The 16,308-nt window shown below is 70.8% G+C and carries 17 protein-coding genes; 8 read left to right on the forward strand and 9 right to left on the reverse strand.

What is annotated here, in order from left to right:
• The first annotated feature begins 22 nt into the window (after window positions 1-22).
• A complete protein-coding gene (locus AB0H84_RS01475) occupies window positions 23-568 on the forward strand; it encodes a TetR/AcrR family transcriptional regulator (protein WP_357596432.1) in 546 nt (181 codons plus the stop codon).
• Window positions 561-1,898, forward strand: coding sequence for an NAD(P)/FAD-dependent oxidoreductase (locus tag AB0H84_RS01480; protein WP_357596435.1), 1,338 nt, complete (start codon window positions 561-563; stop codon window positions 1,896-1,898). The genes AB0H84_RS01475 and AB0H84_RS01480 overlap by 8 nt, the downstream gene beginning before the upstream one ends.
• A gap of 168 nt (window positions 1,899-2,066) precedes the next feature.
• Here the strand turns inward: AB0H84_RS01480 and AB0H84_RS01485 are convergent, their stop codons facing one another.
• From AB0H84_RS01485 to AB0H84_RS01500, 4 genes are all read right to left on the reverse strand, one after another.
• Window positions 2,067-4,289 (reverse strand): MMPL family transporter, encoded by a 2,223-nt coding sequence (locus AB0H84_RS01485; RefSeq protein ID WP_357596438.1) that lies wholly within the window; start codon window positions 4,287-4,289, stop codon window positions 2,067-2,069.
• 125 nt (window positions 4,290-4,414) lie between these two features.
• Complete coding sequence (locus tag AB0H84_RS01490; protein WP_357596441.1) at window positions 4,415-4,684, reverse strand: hypothetical protein; 270 nt, start codon at window positions 4,682-4,684, stop codon at window positions 4,415-4,417.
• A complete protein-coding gene (locus AB0H84_RS01495; protein WP_357596444.1) occupies window positions 4,681-5,010 on the reverse strand; it encodes an ArsR family transcriptional regulator in 330 nt (109 codons plus the stop codon). Before AB0H84_RS01495 ends, AB0H84_RS01490 begins: the two co-directional genes overlap by 4 nt.
• 369 nt (window positions 5,011-5,379) lie before the next feature.
• Window positions 5,380-5,586 carry a hypothetical protein gene (locus tag AB0H84_RS01500; protein WP_357596446.1) on the reverse strand — a complete coding sequence of 69 codons (207 nt, stop codon included), beginning with the start codon at window positions 5,584-5,586 and terminating at the stop codon, window positions 5,380-5,382.
• 118 nt (window positions 5,587-5,704) lie between these two features.
• On the opposite strand from AB0H84_RS01500, the gene AB0H84_RS01505 reads away from it, so the two are divergent.
• Both AB0H84_RS01505 and AB0H84_RS01510 read left to right on the forward strand, forming a co-directional pair.
• Window positions 5,705-6,046, forward strand: coding sequence for a DUF5713 family protein (locus tag AB0H84_RS01505; RefSeq protein ID WP_357596449.1), 342 nt, complete (start codon window positions 5,705-5,707; stop codon window positions 6,044-6,046).
• A gap of 41 nt (window positions 6,047-6,087) precedes the next feature.
• Window positions 6,088-6,858, forward strand: coding sequence for a GNAT family N-acetyltransferase (locus AB0H84_RS01510; protein ID WP_357596452.1), 771 nt, complete (start codon window positions 6,088-6,090; stop codon window positions 6,856-6,858).
• A gap of 279 nt (window positions 6,859-7,137) precedes the next feature.
• Here the strand turns inward: AB0H84_RS01510 and AB0H84_RS01515 are convergent, their stop codons facing one another.
• Window positions 7,138-7,860 carry a VOC family protein gene (locus AB0H84_RS01515; protein ID WP_357596455.1) on the reverse strand — a complete coding sequence of 241 codons (723 nt, stop codon included), beginning with the start codon at window positions 7,858-7,860 and terminating at the stop codon, window positions 7,138-7,140.
• A gap of 242 nt (window positions 7,861-8,102) precedes the next feature.
• Window positions 8,103-8,414 (reverse strand): MarR family transcriptional regulator, encoded by a 312-nt coding sequence (locus AB0H84_RS01520; protein WP_357596459.1) that lies wholly within the window; start codon window positions 8,412-8,414, stop codon window positions 8,103-8,105.
• Here AB0H84_RS01520 and AB0H84_RS01525 point away from each other — a divergent pair.
• Together AB0H84_RS01525 and AB0H84_RS01530 are read left to right on the forward strand one after the other, a co-directional pair.
• The gene (locus AB0H84_RS01525; RefSeq protein WP_357596462.1) at window positions 8,407-8,952 is read left to right on the forward strand and encodes a nuclear transport factor 2 family protein; all 546 of its coding nucleotides are present in this window, start codon (window positions 8,407-8,409) and stop codon (window positions 8,950-8,952) included. The genes AB0H84_RS01520 and AB0H84_RS01525 overlap by 8 nt on opposite strands.
• Window positions 8,949-9,119 carry a hypothetical protein gene (locus tag AB0H84_RS01530; RefSeq protein WP_357596464.1) on the forward strand — a complete coding sequence of 57 codons (171 nt, stop codon included), beginning with the start codon at window positions 8,949-8,951 and terminating at the stop codon, window positions 9,117-9,119. The genes AB0H84_RS01525 and AB0H84_RS01530 overlap by 4 nt, the downstream gene beginning before the upstream one ends.
• A gap of 21 nt (window positions 9,120-9,140) precedes the next feature.
• Here AB0H84_RS01530 and AB0H84_RS01535 read toward each other — a convergent pair whose 3' ends face one another.
• From AB0H84_RS01535 to AB0H84_RS01545, 3 genes are read right to left on the reverse strand one after another with little or no spacing between them, the layout of a single operon-like run.
• A complete protein-coding gene (locus AB0H84_RS01535) occupies window positions 9,141-9,935 on the reverse strand; it encodes a class I SAM-dependent methyltransferase (RefSeq protein ID WP_357596467.1) in 795 nt (264 codons plus the stop codon).
• 26 nt (window positions 9,936-9,961) lie between these two features.
• Window positions 9,962-10,597 (reverse strand): hypothetical protein, encoded by a 636-nt coding sequence (locus AB0H84_RS01540; RefSeq protein WP_357596469.1) that lies wholly within the window; start codon window positions 10,595-10,597, stop codon window positions 9,962-9,964.
• 57 nt (window positions 10,598-10,654) lie between these two features.
• The gene (locus tag AB0H84_RS01545; RefSeq protein WP_357596472.1) at window positions 10,655-13,603 is read right to left on the reverse strand and encodes a BTAD domain-containing putative transcriptional regulator; all 2,949 of its coding nucleotides are present in this window, start codon (window positions 13,601-13,603) and stop codon (window positions 10,655-10,657) included.
• 323 nt (window positions 13,604-13,926) lie between these two features.
• Here AB0H84_RS01545 and AB0H84_RS01550 point away from each other — a divergent pair, with 323 nt between their 5' ends.
• Both AB0H84_RS01550 and AB0H84_RS01555 read left to right on the forward strand, forming a co-directional pair.
• Window positions 13,927-15,027, forward strand: a complete 1,101-nt coding sequence (locus AB0H84_RS01550; RefSeq protein WP_357596475.1) for a ThiF family adenylyltransferase — start codon at window positions 13,927-13,929, stop codon at window positions 15,025-15,027.
• Window positions 15,024-16,307 (forward strand): hypothetical protein, encoded by a 1,284-nt coding sequence (locus tag AB0H84_RS01555; protein ID WP_357596478.1) that lies wholly within the window; start codon window positions 15,024-15,026, stop codon window positions 16,305-16,307. Before AB0H84_RS01550 ends, AB0H84_RS01555 begins: the two co-directional genes overlap by 4 nt.
• Window position 16,308: the final 1 nt, after the last annotated feature.

Below are 16,308 nucleotides of genomic sequence, written 5' to 3' on the forward strand. Positions count from 1 at the left end.
CAGTTGGTGGAGAGGTGGATGCATGGACAGCCGGCGGGACGAACTGGTGCGGGAGGGGTTCAACCACCTGGCCGCGCACGGCTTCGAAGGGCTGCGGCTGCGGGCGGTCGCGGCGGGCGTGGGCATCGACCACTCGACGCTGCACCATCACTTCCGCACCAAGCAGGATTTGGTGACGGCGGTGGTGCAGCACGCGAGCCGGCAGTTCTGGACGATCATGCCCGAGCACGGCGCGCCCGAGGACCGGCTGGCCGAGCACCTGTCGACGCTGGTCACGATGATGCGGACCCGGGCGGACCTGTTCGCCGTGCTCAATGAGGTTCGGATGCGCGCGGCCCGGGATCCCGCGATGGCCGAGGCGGTGCAGCGCACCGAGGCGGGCTGGCGGGAGGCCCTGACCGGAGTGCTCGCCGCCGGTGTGGCCTCGGGCGCTTTCCGCCCCGACCTCGACGTCGCGGCAACAGCCGAACTGATCGTTGCAGTGTCCAAGGGCGCCAACGACGCGCCCGACCGGGCCGAGGCCGCGTTCGCGGAGGTCCGACGACTCGTGAGGAGCATCAATGGCTGAGCGGCGACCGCACGTGGTGGTCATCGGCGGCGGGATCGGCGGCCTCTGCCTGGCCCAGGGGCTGCGACGGCAGGGGGTCAGCGTCGCGGTGTACGAGCGCGACCGCCACCCCCGCGACCGGGCCCAGGGTTTCCGCCTGCACATCGACCCTTCCGGCAGCCGGGCGCTGCGGGCCTGCCTGCCGGCCGCGGGCTGGGGCGCGTTCCTGGCCACCGCCGGCGACCCGGACGGCGGATTCAGCTTCCTGAGCGAGCGCCTCGAGCGGCTCGTCACCGTCGACGGCGCCACGATGTACGGCGTGCCGCCCGGCCCCGACGAGTGGCACTATCCGGTCGACCGCCTGACCCTGCGCCGGGTCCTGCTCAGCGGGCTCGAGGACGTCGTGCACTTCGGCCGCGAGTTCACCCGCTACGACGTCGACCCGGCCGGGCGGGTCACCGCGCACTTCGCCGACGGCACAGAAGCCGGCGCGGACGTGCTCGTCGGCGCGGACGGCGCCGGCTCGCGGGTGCGCCGCCAGCTGCTGCCGCACGCCCGCCGGGTGCCCACCGGAGCCCTCGCGGTCGGGCACAAGCTGCCGCTGACCGCCGAGACTGAGGCGTGGCTGCCGCCGGCGCTCGGCACCGGAATGAACCTGGTGCTGGCCCCGTCGCCGTGGTTCCTGTTCACCGCGGCCTTCCGCCAGCGTCCCGACGCGGATGCCGTACTGCCCGAGCCCTCCGGCCCCCGCCCGCCCTACCGCGACTACCTGCTGGGCGCGTTCGTCGGCGCCGCCGACACCTTGCCCGCCGACCTGCTCACCTGCGAGCCGGCAGCGCTGCAGGCGGCGGTCGCCGAGCGCATGGCGGGCTGGCACCCGGCGCTGCGCGATGTCGTGCTCCGCTCGGATCCCGCCAGTGTGCGGGCGTTCGAGCTGATGGCGGCCGAGCCGGTGGAGCCCTGGCCCAGCGGCCCGGTGACCGTGCTCGGCGACGCCATCCACAGCATGCCTCCCGTCGGCGGGCTCGGCGGCAATACCGCGCTGCGCGACGCCCACCTGCTCAGCCGGCTGCTCGGCACGGGCGGATCGCCGATCGCCGCGATCGCCGCCTACGAACGGGAAATGCGCGACTACGCTTTCGCGGCGGTGCGCTCGGCCCTGGCCACGCAGCAGCAGGGGCTGATGAGCAACCGACTGGCAGTGGCCGCGGCACGGACCTGGTTCCGGGCCACCGCCCACGCCCAGCCGCTGCGCCGGCTCACCTTCGGCAAGACCTGGTCCGCGCAGGCGGGCGCGCGGCCGTGGGAGCAGCGATCGGCGGGTTCCGGCAGCTCGCCCGTCGGGCGATGAACCCCGGCATGTCCCGGCGCCAACCGGCCGACATGGACGTCACTGTCCTGAAGATGCCGGGACGGCCTTGCTCATTCGCGTCGAGCCAGGAGAGCGCGAAGGCTCGACGGGTGAGCGCCGGGTGCTGCCGCCGGGGCGGGACACCGTCCCGTACGGCGGCGCTGCCCCCTACCGCGTCGGCGTCGCGGGTTGTCGCGTCCAGACTCGCTCCCCGAGCAGTGCCATCGCGGCCGGCAGCAGCACGGAGCGGACCACCGTCGCGTCGATGAGGATGGCAACCGCCATGCCCAGTCCCAGCATCTTGTACTCGATGGCGGACAGCGTCACGAAGACCGTGAAGACGCCGATCATGATGAACGCCGCTCCGCTGACCACCCCGGCGCTGGCCGCGATGCCGCCGACGATCGCCTCGCGGGCGGAGGCTCCGCCGAGCCGGCGCTCCTTGATGCGGCTGAGGATGAAGATGTGGTAGTCCATGCTCAGCCCGAACAGGATGACGAACATGAACAGCGGCAGCCAGCTCACCACCCCGCCATAGGAACCGAACCCCAGCAGCGACTCCAGATGGCCGTCCTGGAAGACCCAGACCAACACCCCGCACGCGGCGCCGATGGACAGCAGGTTGAGCAGGATCGACACCAGCGGGATGGTCCACGACCGGAACGTCACGGCGAGCAGCACGAACGCCAGGGCGAGGACGAAGGCGACCACGATCGGGGTCCGGTCGTTCACCTGCTCGGCGAAGTCGTGGGGCGTGGCGGTCTTGCCCGTCACGGCGTACGAGATGCCGGTCACCTGCCCGAACGCCGCAGGCAGCGCCCGCTCGCGCAGCATGGCCAGCGCCCGATCGGCCACCGGGTCGGTGACGGCCCCGGCCAGTGGCACGCGCACCACCATCGCTTGGCCGACCGGGACGGCGGTGATCGGTTCGAGCAGCAGGCCACCGCTGGCGGCCGCCTGCCGGTGCAGCCCTTCGATCGCGGCGCGCACCTGCTGGGTGTCGGCCGAGCCGCCGTCCCCGCGTGCGAGGACCACGCGGGCAGCCGTCGCCGCACCGGGAAATTCGCGCTGCATCGCGGTGGCGGCGTCCACCGCCGGGGAGATGCCGGGCGGCAGGCTGGCGGTCACGGCCGCGTCCTGGAGCCGGATGCCGAGCATGGGCAGCGCCAGCACCAGCAGCACCATGCTCGCGGCGGCCCCGCTCAGCACCGGCTTGGCGACCACGGCGCGGGCCACCTGCCCCCAGACGCGAGACTCGCCGGCCGCGATCCTGCGCCGGCCCAGCCAGGGGATGCGGGCCCAGTCCACCCGGTGTCCCAGAACGGCCAGCAGCGCGGGCAGCACCGTCAGCGAGCCGAGCACGGCCAGGCCGACGACCAGGACCGTCCCGGCGGTCAGGCCCTTGAAGACGTCCACGCCGGTGAACAGCAGCCCGCCCAGGCAGAGCATCACGGTCAGTCCGGAGGCCACGATCGCGTGCCCCGACGTCTCGGCGGTACGCCGCAGCGCCTCGCGCACATCATGGCCCGCGGCGCGCTCCTCCCGGACCCGGCGCAGGTAGAACAGCGAGTAGTCGATGCCGACGGCCATCCCGATCAGCAGCACGATGGCCGAGGCGGCGCCGTTGAACGGCACCCACTGCCCGATGAATCCCAGCAGTCCGAACGTGGCCGCCACGACGGTCGCCGACAGCAGCAGCGGGATCCCGGCGGCGATCAGCGAGCCGAACACGGCCAGCAGGATCACGATGGTCAGCGGCAGGGACGTCGTCTCGGCGCGCCCGAGGTCGTTCTTGATGCCCTCGTCGACCGCGCCGGACAGGCTGCGGTCGCCTGCCTGGCTGAAGCGCACCCCAGGATGGCGCCGCTGGGCCTGCTCCACGGCTCCGACGGCAGCGGCGTAGTTGTCGTCGAACCGTTCGTCTGGACCGGCCACCTCAAAGGTGACCAGCCCGGAACGACCGTCGCGCGACACCCAGCGCTCGCCGCGCGCCGCCAGCGGCGAGCCGATGTCCCGGACCGCTCCCCGTGTCCGGCGCAGCAGGTTCACCAGGTCTTTCGCGGCGGCGCGCAGCTTCGGGTCGTCGGAGAAGGGGCCTGTGCCGTCACGCGACTGGACCAGTACGTTCTCCCGCACCGAGTCGTCGCTGCGCTGAGCGGCCACCATCTGCTGGGCGCGGCCTGCCTCGCCGGGGTCGACGGCGCGCGCGTCGTCACCGGAGACCAGCGCGCCGGACAGCACGGCGGCCAGGACCAACGCGACCCAGCCGGCGATCGCCAGGGCGCGGTGCCGGGTGGACCAGCCCGCGACGGCCGCGATCACGCCGGTCCTGGCCGCCGGAGGGCCGGGCGGCGCGCTGCCGCGAGGGGCCGATTTGCTTTTGGGCAGCATGAACTGCTCTCCTCGTTCTTGGTGGAGTGTTCCTGTGGAAGCTCGCCTGTCGGCGAGGTGGTTCGTCTCCCCGCTCCCGGGTCGCCGAGTTGCAGCTCGGCGGCCCGGAACCCTGTCTCGGGGGGCTACTCCACGTCCTTGAGCACCAGCTCGATGGCGTCGGTACGGTCGCGCAGCGCCGAGAGCCGGTCATTGATCTCGGCGAGCTGCCGTCCGATGTCCTGCTGGGAGGCGGCGGCGGTCTCGGCGATCTTTCTGTACTCCGCCTCGCGTGCCAGCTGAGCCTTGGCCCGCCAGGAGATGGCGAATTGGCAGATGACCGTGACGATTACGGCGGTGATCAGGACGAACATGCCAATGGTGCCGATGACCTCCTGCCACTCGTGCTCGTTCATCGCTCAGAGCCCTTCTCGATGGTCAGGGTCCGTACGGCGTCCTGGATGAGCTCCGGCGTCAGGTGGATCGAGAATCCGCGTATCGCGTAGTACTTCATTGCCTTACCTTCTTCTGACAGCTCCAGCTGCGAGGAAACCAGACCGGCGGCCTCCAGCTTCTTCAGGTGGACCTGGAGCAGCGCCCTGCTGATGCCTAGCTCACGCGCCAGTCGGCTCACGTAATTCCGGCCGCCTGCGAGGGCCGCGATGACGCGCAGCCGGTGCGGGCTGGACAAGGTGGCCAGCACCCGCACCAGATCGTCTCCCGTCGGCGTGGGATCGCTCACCTCAACCTCCAGCACATGCCAACAAAGATTAGCAGGTGCCTAAAACCGATTAGCTTCTGTCCAGGACCCCGCGCGACGCAGCGTTCACCTCAGCGCTGCACACCCGGACCGACAAGGTCTCGCGGCAGAGGAGCATCCGGATGCAGTCGTCACAGACCAACCGGCGAGAGCTCATGAGGTGGCCGGCCCGCAGCCTGACCTGGATCGCCGACGTGAAGGACAACGCGGCGACGCAGGCGCGAGTCAAGGCGGGGTACACGACGGTGCGCATGCCCGACGGGGGGAAGGTACACGGTGGTTGCCTGGCTCACATGCCTGTAGGGAGATCCATGGGATTGATCATCGCGCCATTGGGGTGCCATCGATCATCTAGCTGGTCATACGCCTACGAGCCAGTTCCCTGATCTCCTCCGGCAGCGCATCGGCGGCCGGCACCTGCGGCAGGAGATCCGGTTCAAGCGTCATCGCACGGAGGACGAGCGCGACGGAGACGTTGTGGCCGGGCTGGTGCACGATCTCGACCGGGTCGCCGTGGTGCTGCACGTCATAGACGCGGTCGCCCGCGAGACCGACCACGCCAGTGCCCTTGGGGCCGGGAGCGCTAGCCGGGCTTCCTGCGTCCCTGCACCCCCTCGTTGTCGGTGGCGTGGTGCAGTATCGGCACACCGGATCACGGCGAGAACAGGAGATCAGGGTGCCGCCCACCAACCAGCAGATAGCCGGCCACACTTTTCTCAAAAGCATGTACCAGGACGACTACTACCCCGACCACGTCGTCGACAAGGGCAGAGAGATCCTGCTGCGCCTGTGCGAGCGCATCGAGGCGGAGCGGCCGGCGGATCTCGCGGCGCTGTACGCCCTCACCCACGCGGCTACGGAGGAGTTCAACGAGCTGGAGGCCGAATTCGAGGAGGCCGACAGCGAGATCGAGACCGTGGCCCGCGAGGTGATCGCCGAGGACTTCTGGTTTGTGGCGTCGGCCTACGGGTTCGCGGACGCGGACGTAGAAGAGCTGATCGCGACCCGCGATTGGTGACGCGCCGGCCTCTGGCCAGGTCAGGTTCACGAGCGGGCGACGTGCACCTTCAGGCCCCACAGCCCGACGAGGTCGGACGGCCCGGCAGCGCCGTGGCCCGGCTCCGCGGCACCACGGCTGGGCCAGGACCAGTTCTTGCAGAGATCAAGCTGCGGCGCGTCGCGCCACCGATCGGCCACTCGGCTCCCAAAGTGGCGCAGCTCCCGGCGATTAGCGGCTGTGTCAGCAACTATGCGAACCTCTATGCCGTGCACATCAGACCCGGTACCAGAACCGACGCCGAACCGATCGCAGAGCTTCACACTCGTAGCTGGCTGACTGCCTATGCCGGGATCATGCCCGCCGGCTACTTGAACGGGCCCCTGCTCGACGAGCGCAAGCTGATGTGGAGCACCCGGCTCGCCACCGTCGCCGCGGAACCAGATCACGCTCGCTGCTTGCTCGTCGCCGTCGACGGCGATGCCCTCCTGGGTTTCGCCTATCTCGTGGCCGGAAACGACGGACGCATCTTGCTCGACAACCTGCACGTCCAGCCGGAGCGCAAGCAGTCCGGCATCGGCCGCCAACTCGTGTATCACTCCTTTGGCTGGGCCTCCGAGCATCACCCTGGCAAGACGGTCTACCTGGAGGTGTTGCGCGACAACGTCGCCGCGATCACCTTCTACCGGCGTCTCGACGGCCGTCCCACCAAAGAGTTCATGGAACGCTTCCCCGCAGGGTTCGAACTGCCCGTCGTCGAGTACACATGGGATCCTGACATCGTCCGAATCCTTGCCGACAACCGTTCCACCACCGATCGGCTTGCGACCTAGAGGCCTCCGGCGGGGGCGCGCCCATACGACCATCCCCGCAAGTCCCACGCTCGTGGCCCTTCTCATCGCCCTCATCGCCCGGCCCGCAAGCCCGAGACATCGCCCGCAAGGACTTCCTTCCTCGGGTCTGGACTACCCACTTTCCAGCACACGGATGAAGGCCACAGCTTTCGCCTGCCGCGGGGGCAACGCCTTGCGGGTGATGTTCGCCCGCCAAGCTGGGCCCGGCAAAGGCCAGGCCCTCGCCAAGCTCGCCGGGCTGCCTGGGATACGTTCGCGCTAGCGCGGGGTCAGAACGCAGAACTCATGGCCATCGGGATCGGCCATGACCACCCAGCTGACCTCGCCCTGACCGATGTCGACGCGCGTCGCCCCCAGGGAGATGAGGCGGTCGACCTCCGCTTGCTGGTCACCGTCGGCGGGTGGCGCGAGGTCGAAATGGAGCCGGTACTTCCCGGTCTTCGGCATCAGCGGCGGGCCGCCCCAGGTGATCTTCGGGCCGCCGTGCGGTGAGCGGATCGCGGTCTCTTGGTCCTGGTCCCAGACCAATGGCCAGCCCAGCGCTCTGCTCCAGAAGTAGCCGACCTCCTGCGAGCCGTCGGACGCGAGCGCCCCGATGAAGCCGCAGTCGGCGAGGAATTTGTTGTCCGGACCGATGACGCAGAACTCGTTGCCCTCGGGGTCGGCGAGCACCACGTGATCCTCTTCCGGGCGTTGACCGACGTCGATGTGCCGGGCGCCGAGCTCCAGTGCCCTCGCCACCGTCTGCTGCTGGTTTTCGAGGGACGTGCTCGTCAGATCGAAGTGCATCTGGTTCTGGCCGACCTTCTGCTCCTCCGATGGGAGGAATCGGATCCGGAACCCGGTGTCATCGCTCGGCAGGAGCGTGATGCCGTCCTGGGGGTCGTCGGCCGTCTCCCAGCCCAGGGCACCGGCCCAGAAACGCGCGAGACCGAGCGGGTCGTTCGCATCGAAGCAGAGCGCGACGAGGTGACAGGTCATTTCGCTCCGCACCTCCGATCTGCTGATACGAAGTCAGAGGCAGGGCCGATCCGGCGCGTTACCGTGGCCCGCCACGCGAAGAGAAGTAGCACCCGATTTATGGTGGCATGCCCTACGACAATCCTCTAAAGGTTTTCGAGGGCGTCGCTCCGCTCGCGACGGCTGCCGACAGTACGGTCGGCGGCAACGACCGAGAAGACGGAGCATGCATGGGTGCGGTGGTGGGCGGCGTATCAGCCGGGTCACGCGCCTTCGACAATGCTCCACAGCATGCTGTGGAACTTGGCATGTTCGGACGCGGGGATGGCGGCGAGGCGTTCGCTGATGGCCGCGTCGCGGGCGATGGCGACCTGGTTCTTCACCTCGACGCCCCTCGGCGTGGCCGCCGGAATGCGGACGCGCCGGTCTCGTTCGGAGACGTTGCGGACGATCAGGCCGTCCTTCTCCAGCCGGTCGATGATGGCCACCAGCGTCGTCTTGTCGATGTCGAGCTCGCGGGCGATCTCGAGCTGAGTGCGCTGCGAGCCGTCGCTGACCAGGGCAAGGATGACCACCGACCTCGAATCCCGGATCCGCCGGCTCGAAGACCGCGTTCACATCGTCGAGCGGGTCACCACGTACGCGATCAGCGTCGACCGCCGCGACTGGGAGCTGTTCGCCACCTGCTTCACCGACCCCGTGTACATCGACTACTCCGAGCTGGGCGGCCGGGCCGGAAGCTTCGCCCGCGAGGAGGTCGTCCGCCGCGTCAGCGAGGCCCTCGACGGGTTCACCGCCACGCAGCACATCAGCCCCAACCACGTCGTCGAGTTCGACCAGAGCGATCCCGACCGGGCGGTCTGCCACTCCTACATGTACGCGCAGCACCTCCTCGAAGGGTCCGAGGGCGGCGACTTCTACCTGCTACGCGGTTCGTACACCAACCACATGCTCCGCACGCCGGACGGCTGGCGCATCGAGCGCCTCATCCAGCACGTCGGCTGGTCCGACGGCAACCGCGACGCGGTCGCGGAAGCCGTGGCCCGGACCCGGGCGAAAGGGATCGGTGGCGCTTCGTCACTCCAGGTCGCTCACGGCCGTTCAGTTCAATGAGCAGCCGAACCCGGTGTCCTGGCCAGGCGTGGCGCAAGACCGGCCTGGCCTGGCATGACGGAGTGCTGCTGACCGTGCCGGGGATGGAAGGACTGACGGCCGACGGCTTCGGCAACCTCTACTGCAAGGTCGACGAGCGGCTGCACCGGCTCGCCATTACCCGTTGATTTCGACCGAGCCGAAGCTTGCTAGCGGCGCCGGCCGACCGTGAGGGTGGCCATCCAGTGGCGGGTGAGTGATCTGTCCGGGCGGGCGGCGAGCAGGCGGCGTATCTCGTGGTAGAGGCGCTCGTTCTTGGCCGCCTCCATGGCGATGTGGCCGGAGAAGGTCTCCAGCAGGGCGATGTACTCCTCTGCGGTGTAGCGACGGCCCCATACGAAACGCCGTGTCCCGATGACCGCGAAGTGCCCGGAGGCCTCGAATTCGGTGGCGGTGGCATCGGGCAGGTCCTCGGGACGCGGCGGTGGCCAGGGGCCGCCGTCGCCTTCTCCCATCTCGTCGTACACACGTTGGATTTCCGTGAAGAACGGGTCGAAGTCCGGGGGAAAGGCATGCTCGGCGTTCCATACGGCCAGGTGGCCGCCTGGGGGCAGGAGCGCAGCCGCCTTCTCGTACTTCACCTCGGGATCGACCCATTTCCAGGCGGTGGCCGCATAGACGAGGTCGAAGCGGGCACCGGCCGGAGGCTCCCATTCCTCGAACGACGAGGTGACCACCGAGACGCCGGGGAACTCGCGCAGCCCGCGCCGCGCCTCCTCCGCCAGAGCCTCGCCGAGCTCGATGGCCGTGATCCGGAAACCCGCCTGCGCCAGCGGCAGTGTGGCTTTCCCCGGGCCGCATCCGACTTCCAGAAGGTGTGCGGGCGGTTCGATCCCGGTCATCGCGAGCAGCTCGGAGTACAGATCGGCGGGGTAGTCGGGGCGCGCCTTCTGGTATTGGGAGGCCACCGTGTCGAAGGTGGCTCGCAGACGTTCGCGGGACATGTCCTCGATTCTGGCAGTGCCCGCCTCTATCGCTGGTCGGGAAACAGCTCACCGATCCGCGCCACCGTGTGCGTTCCGTCGCCTGTGCATCGCCAGACAGCGGTCCTGTTCCTCATTTCGGCGCGCAAGCCTCGATCATGGGCGGGGCAGACGGGCCGGACCTCCCAGAGGATCTCCACAATCGCTTCCTGGGCGGCGTCGGCGACGGTCACGAGCGCCCCCTGAGCGTCGCTTCCCTCGCAGGGCCAGATGCCGTTGCCGTGGTAACCACCCCGGAACTCCACCCGGGCAGTGCCGCTGTCGTCCCAGTCGGGCATGACCAGCCGGAGGGTTCCGGTGAGCCCCGCGCCGCGGACGTCGCGTTCGACCACGCTCAGCGCCTGCTCCAAGGCCGCCCACAGGCCCGGTTCGAGGGCGAAGGTGGGTTGGAAGTTGATGTCGCGGAGAAGCCTCCTGCCCAGCCGGGTGACGTCGGCGGCGGTCAGCTGGGCGGTGGGGCGTTCGAGGAGTTCACGTGTGGCAGGAGTGCTCACGCCCCCCTCCTCCAGCGAGCAGGCCAGCGCCACGACGGGTTCGGCGTCGAGGTCGCCGTCGCGCAGCGCCACGTGGATGCGGGCCTCCAGCTCGTCGACGAACTGCCGGGTCTGCTCATCGGAGTACATGCTGCAGTGTCACCCGCCCGATGGATCCAGGCAACCTGCGGACGGTGGTCGCAGGCGTCAGCCGTCTCCACCGGTTTCCGGCCTGTCGGGCGACACGTCGCTGAGGCCGTCGATCCTCGTGCGGAGGGCGGCCGCGTCGCCGGGGGCCAGTTCGGCGATGAGGTCGAGGGCGCGCCGCAGGGTGCCGCCGCCCTCGCGCAGCCGGCCTGCGGCCAGTTGGGCCTCGCCCAGCCGCCGCAGGGTCCGGGCGCCGAGCGCGCGTTTCCCACCCCGGCGCCAGGCCAGCGACTGGCGGTAGTAGGCGATCGCCTCCTCGTACTGGCCGAGCAGGTGATGGATGTGGCCCATGCTGTCGAGCGTGGCCGACTCGCCGGGCATGTCGCCCACTTCGCGATGGATGGCCAGCGCCTCCTCGCAGCGGCGCAACGCCTCCCCGTACGCCCCGAGCTGCGCGTGGAACCAGCCGATGTTGTTCAGGACCCGGCCTTCGGCCGCCCGGTCGCCGGCCTCCCGGTACAGCCGGAGCGCCTGCTCGCTGAGCTCCAGCCCCTCCGCGTACCGGCCGTGGCGGTCATGCAGCACGCTGAGGTAGATGAGGCAGACCCCCTGTCCGATGTGGTCGTTCAGCGCGCCGAACAGGCCGAGCGCCTCCCGCAGGTGGGACTGGCTCTCGTCGTCCTGGCCCAGCCGGATGAGGGCCTGGGCGAGCCCGACGCGGGCGTGGGCCTGCGCGGCCTGGTCGTTCAGCCGTACGGCCGCCTCCAGCGCGATGTGGTGCATGGCCGCATGGTCGTCGGAGCGTCCCTCCTGGGACAGGAAGCCCCAGCAGGCGCCCGCCAGCTGCCAGGCGTGCGCGTCGAACCCCGAGCTCGCGGCATGCCGGATCGCCGCCAGCAGCGTCCGGTGCTCGCGGCCGAACCACGCCAGGCTCTGCGCGCGGTCGGTGATGCGGGCCAGGACCACGCCGGGCCTCGGCGGCGCCAGGGCCAGCGGCACGCGGTGGTACAGGTCCAGGAGCCGGTCGCCGAGGCGGGCGCTGTGCAGGTAGTGGTCGAGCAGCCGGTGCAGCGCCTCACGGCGCTCACCCTCCGAGTCGTGGAGGCGGGTCAGCTCCTCGGCGTACGCGCGGAGCAGGTCGTGACAGCCGTAACGCCCGGGAGAGCGCTCCGCCGCCAGGTTGGCCCGCGTCAGCTCGGTCAGCAGGCGGTGGGCATGCCGTACGGGGATCCCGGCCAGGCTGGCGGCCGCGGCGGTGGAGATCTCCGGCGCCGGGAAGAGGCCGCGCAGCCGGAACAGCCGTGCGGCGTCCGGGCTGAGGGCGCGGTAGGACCAGGAGAGCACCGTACGCATGTTCGTCGCCGCGTCCCCGCCGTCGAAGACGTCGAGGCCGTCGAGGTCGTCGGAGTCGTCGAGGCCGTCGCCGCCGTCGGCACCACCGGCACCCTCGTCGAGGCCCGAGATGAGCGTGCCCAGCGGGAACGCGGGGCGGGCATGGGCGCGGGCGGCCACGATGGCCAGGGCCAGCGGTAGCCCGGCGCACCGGGAGACGATGTCGTCGACGGCCTGCGGCTCGGCGCCCACCTTGTCCACGCCCAGCCGGCGCGTCAGGAGCGCGCGGGAGTGCTCGGGAGATAAGAGCCCCAGCGACAGCGTGCGGGCGCCCTCCGCCGCGACCAGGCCGGTCAGCTCGGCGCGGCTGGTGACCAGCGCCAGGCAGCCGGGCGCGTTGGGCAGCAGCGGCCGGACCTGGTCGGAGTCGAGGGCGTTGTCGAGCAGGATCAGCATGCGCCGCTCAGCCAGCAGGCTGCGGTAGAGCCCGACCTGCGCTTCCAGCGTCGTGGGTATCTGTTGCGGCGGCACCTGCAGGGCGTCCAGGAACAGCCGCACCGCCTCGGCCGGCGGCCGGGCGGTGTGCGCGGGGCCGAACCCCTGGAGGTTCACGTAGAGCTGACCGTCGGGGAAGCGGTCGCGTACCCGGTGGGCCCAGTGCACGGCCAAGGTGGTCTTGCCGACGCCGCCGGTGCCGGTGATGACACAGGGCGCCATCACGTGCGCCGAAGGCGAGGCGCCGGCGGCCGGGAGCGTCAGCCGGTCCAGGGCGGCCAGCTCGTCCTCGCGGGCGGTGAACAGCTCGGTGTCCGGGGGGAGGTGCCGCGGGACGGCGAGGGCGGCCGTACGCATCGTGACGACGCTCGCCCCACCCTCAGAAGGCCCGCCCCCCGAAGCGCCACCCTCAGAAGCCCCACCCTCAGCCGACCCGGCCGCCTGATCACGGCCGGCGAGGATCGCCTGGTGCAGCCGTTGCAGCTCCTCGCCGGGCTCGATGCCCAGCTCCTCGGCGAAACGGCGTCTGACGCGGCGGAAGACGGCCAGCGCCTCGGTCCGCCGGTCGCACCGCAGCAGCGCCGTCATCAGCAGGGACACCAGCCGCTCCCGCAGCGGGTTCTCACCGACCAGGGCCGCGAGCTCCGCAGCCACCTCATGATGCCGCTCCCGCCGCAGGTCGAGCGCGGCCCGCCGCTCCAGTGCGGCCAGCCGCTCCTCCTCGAGTCCCGGTACGACGACATCCGGCAGCCACCGGCCCGCGACGTCCGCCAGGGGCACGCCCTGCCACAGCGCCAGCCCCGCGCGCAGCAGGCCGGCGGCGTGCTCCGGCTCCGTGGCGCCGCCGGCCTCGCGCACCAGTTCCCGGAAGCGGTGCAGGTCGATGCGGTCGCGCCCCACCGTCAGGCAGTAGCCGCGCGCCGAGGTCACCAGCGTCACCTCGGGGAACGGGGCCAGCAGCCGGCGGAGCCGGGAGATGTGCCCCTGCACGGCGTTGCGGGAGGACCCGGGCGGTTCGGCGCCCCACAGCGCCGTCTCCAGCCGCGCCACCGCGACCGGCCGTCCCGTTTCGAGCAGCAGCATGGCCAGCACCGTCCGCTGCTGCGCGGTGGACGGGCCCAGCCACTGGCCGGCGTCCCACACACCTACTGATCCCAGCAGACGGAACTCAACGCCGTCCACGGTCACTCGTCTCTGCCTCCAGCGCCGGCATGATCACTTCTTGGCAGCCTAACCGGCGACTCAGCAGAAAATAAGCGCTATTTCAGCCCCGAAAGGCAGTCTTGTCCCAGCGGCACCACCTGCCGCAGAACCTCACGAGGAGGCAATCATGGAGATCAAGGTCAAGAAGGTCGAGTCCGTCAAGGCCACCCAGAACCCCGCCACGTGAGGCGCTGACACCGCCTGGCGATAGCTCCCGCGGGGAGGGAACACGGCGCTCCGCTCTTGCGCGCCGCTCCTTCCCCGCGGGACTCCCCTACATGCGTACTGGCGCTGGAGGCACGATGCGTGTGGCGTTGAAGGAATGCGAGTGGGAGGCGACCGGCGAGGATCTGCTGGTGGTCTTCGACGCTCGCGAGGCGATAACCCTGAGCGACCCAGAAGGCCAGGTGGCCGCGCTCCTGAGCGAGCTGCGCCGGGCCCCGCAGACCGCCGCCGAGTTGAGCGTCGCCCTCGGCAGGCACGGGTTCAGCCTCTCCGAGGAGGACGTCGCCCGGGGCCTGAGCGGGCTCGACTCCCTGGGCCTCGTCGAGGATGCCGACGGCAGGACCCTCGGCGACCCGGACGAGGACGAACGCCACTTCTCGAACCTCAGCTTCTACGGCACCTACGCCTCCCTGGACCGCCGCCGCGCCGCGTTCCTCCGGCCCCTGCGCGAGGCCCACGTCCTGGTGCTCGGCGTCGGCGGAGGCGGCTCCTCCCTGGTGCAGTGCCTGGCCGGCCTCGGCGTCGGCGAGATGACGCTGGTCGACCAGGACCGCGTCGAACCCCGTAACTTCGCCCGGCAGTTCCTCTACCGGCATGCGGACATCGGCCTGTCGAAGGCCGAGCGCGCGGCCGCGTGGGTGCGCGACTACGACCCGGGCATCAAGGTGCACCCCGTCGACCGCTGGGTCTCCGCCCCCGAGGACCTCGCCGACCTGGTCCAGGGCGTCGACCTGATCGCGGGCGGCCTCGACGGCCATCCGCACGCCAACCTCTGGGCGAACGAGGCCGCGGTCCGGGCCGGCATCCCGTACGTGCTGGGTGGCGCCAACCGCAGCCAGCTGATGTACCTGTCCGTGGATCCGGGCCGGACGGCATGTCTGGCCTGCGACTATGCCGACCGGCCCGCCGAGGACACCTCGGAGGGAGTCGCGTACCGGATCGTGGAGAACATGAAGCTGAGCAACCCGCTCACCGGGCCGATGGCGATGCAGGTCGGCTCGCTGCTCGCCTTCGAGGCGCAGCGGTACCTCACCGGCTACGAACCGCCTCGCGCGGCCGGGTTCCGCGTCACCCTCGACATGCGCCAGGGGCTGGTCCCGGAGTGGCAGCCCCTGCCCAAGAACCCACAGTGCCAGGTCTGCCTCCTGGCGCCGCCGCGCGAGGGTGAACGCCGGTGACCACCCCCGGCTCCGCCACGGTCAGGCTCAAAGCACTCAGCGTCGTTCCCGAGGGCGACGACGAGGTGCTGGTGGGCGACCCCGCCACCGGTACCTTCGTGACGATCCCGGCGGTCGGCGGGGTGGTGATCGCCGCCCTCCAGCGGGGAGCCAGCATCGAGGAGGCGGCGGCCGAGGCCGAGGAGTTCGCCGGCCAGCCGGTCAACGTGCCGTCGTTCGTCGACACCCTCGGGGAGCTCGGCTTCCTGGCCGATGACGCCGGCGACGAGGACACGGGGGACGGCGCCGCGCCGGAACCCGTCCGCACCGCGCCCATCCAGGCCCGCCGCTGGATGACCAGCATCCGCCCGGAGGCGGTACGCCCCTTCTTCGGCCCCGTGGCCTGGACCTTCTACGCCGCCTGCCTGCTCTACGCGGTGGGCGTCTTCGTCTTCCGGCCCGGTCTGATCCCGGACCCGGCCGAGGACGCCTTCGCCTTCGACGACACCGGGCTGAGCGCGCTGGCCTGGCTTCCCTTCGTGTGGTTCGCGGCGGCCAGCCACGAGTGCGGCCACTGGTTCGGCGCGCGGGCTCTCGGCATCCAGACCCGCTTCGGCGTCGACCGCCGCATGTGGATGCTCGTGTTCGAAACCGACCTCACCCAGCTGTGGACGCTCCCCCGCCGCCGGCGGTACGGCCCGCTGCTGGCGGGCCTGGCCGTGGACTCCGTCCTGCTCGCCGTGCTGCTCACCGGCCGGCTGCTGATCGACACCGGGAACTGGTCGGCCCCGGACCTGGTCCGGTCGCTGCTGGCCGCCTGGGTGTTCATCAAGGTCATGCAGATGCTCTGGCAGAGCCTGGTCTTCCTGCGCACCGACCTCTACGCGGTGCTGGTCAACGCGCTGGGCTGCCGCAACCTGTGGCGCGTGAAGACGTTGATGCTGCGGCGCGCCTTCGGGCGGCTGACGCCGGAGGAGGCCGAGGAACTGGCCGACTCGACCGAGACCGACCTGCGCGTCGGGCGCTGGTTCCGCTGGGTGTGGCTGGCGGGATTCCTCGGAGTGGCCGTCTGGTTCTGCCTCCTGCTGCTGCCGGTCTTCGCGGAGGTCCTGCGCTGGACGGCCGCCGGGCTCGCCGAGGGTCCCCTGTCCGCCGCGTTCTGGTACCGGCTGCTCTGCGCGGGCCTGGTCCTGGGCCCGGAGACCCTGGCCCTGTCGCTGGCCGTCAAGGAGTACGCGGGACGGCTCGCCGCCCGCCGGGGTGCCTCGCGTCGCGCGAGCGAGACCGAGGTCGCGAGCTGAT

The organism is Nonomuraea sp. NPDC050786 (assembly GCF_040654115.1).
Classification (GTDB): Bacteria; Actinomycetota; Actinomycetes; order Streptosporangiales; family Streptosporangiaceae; genus Nonomuraea.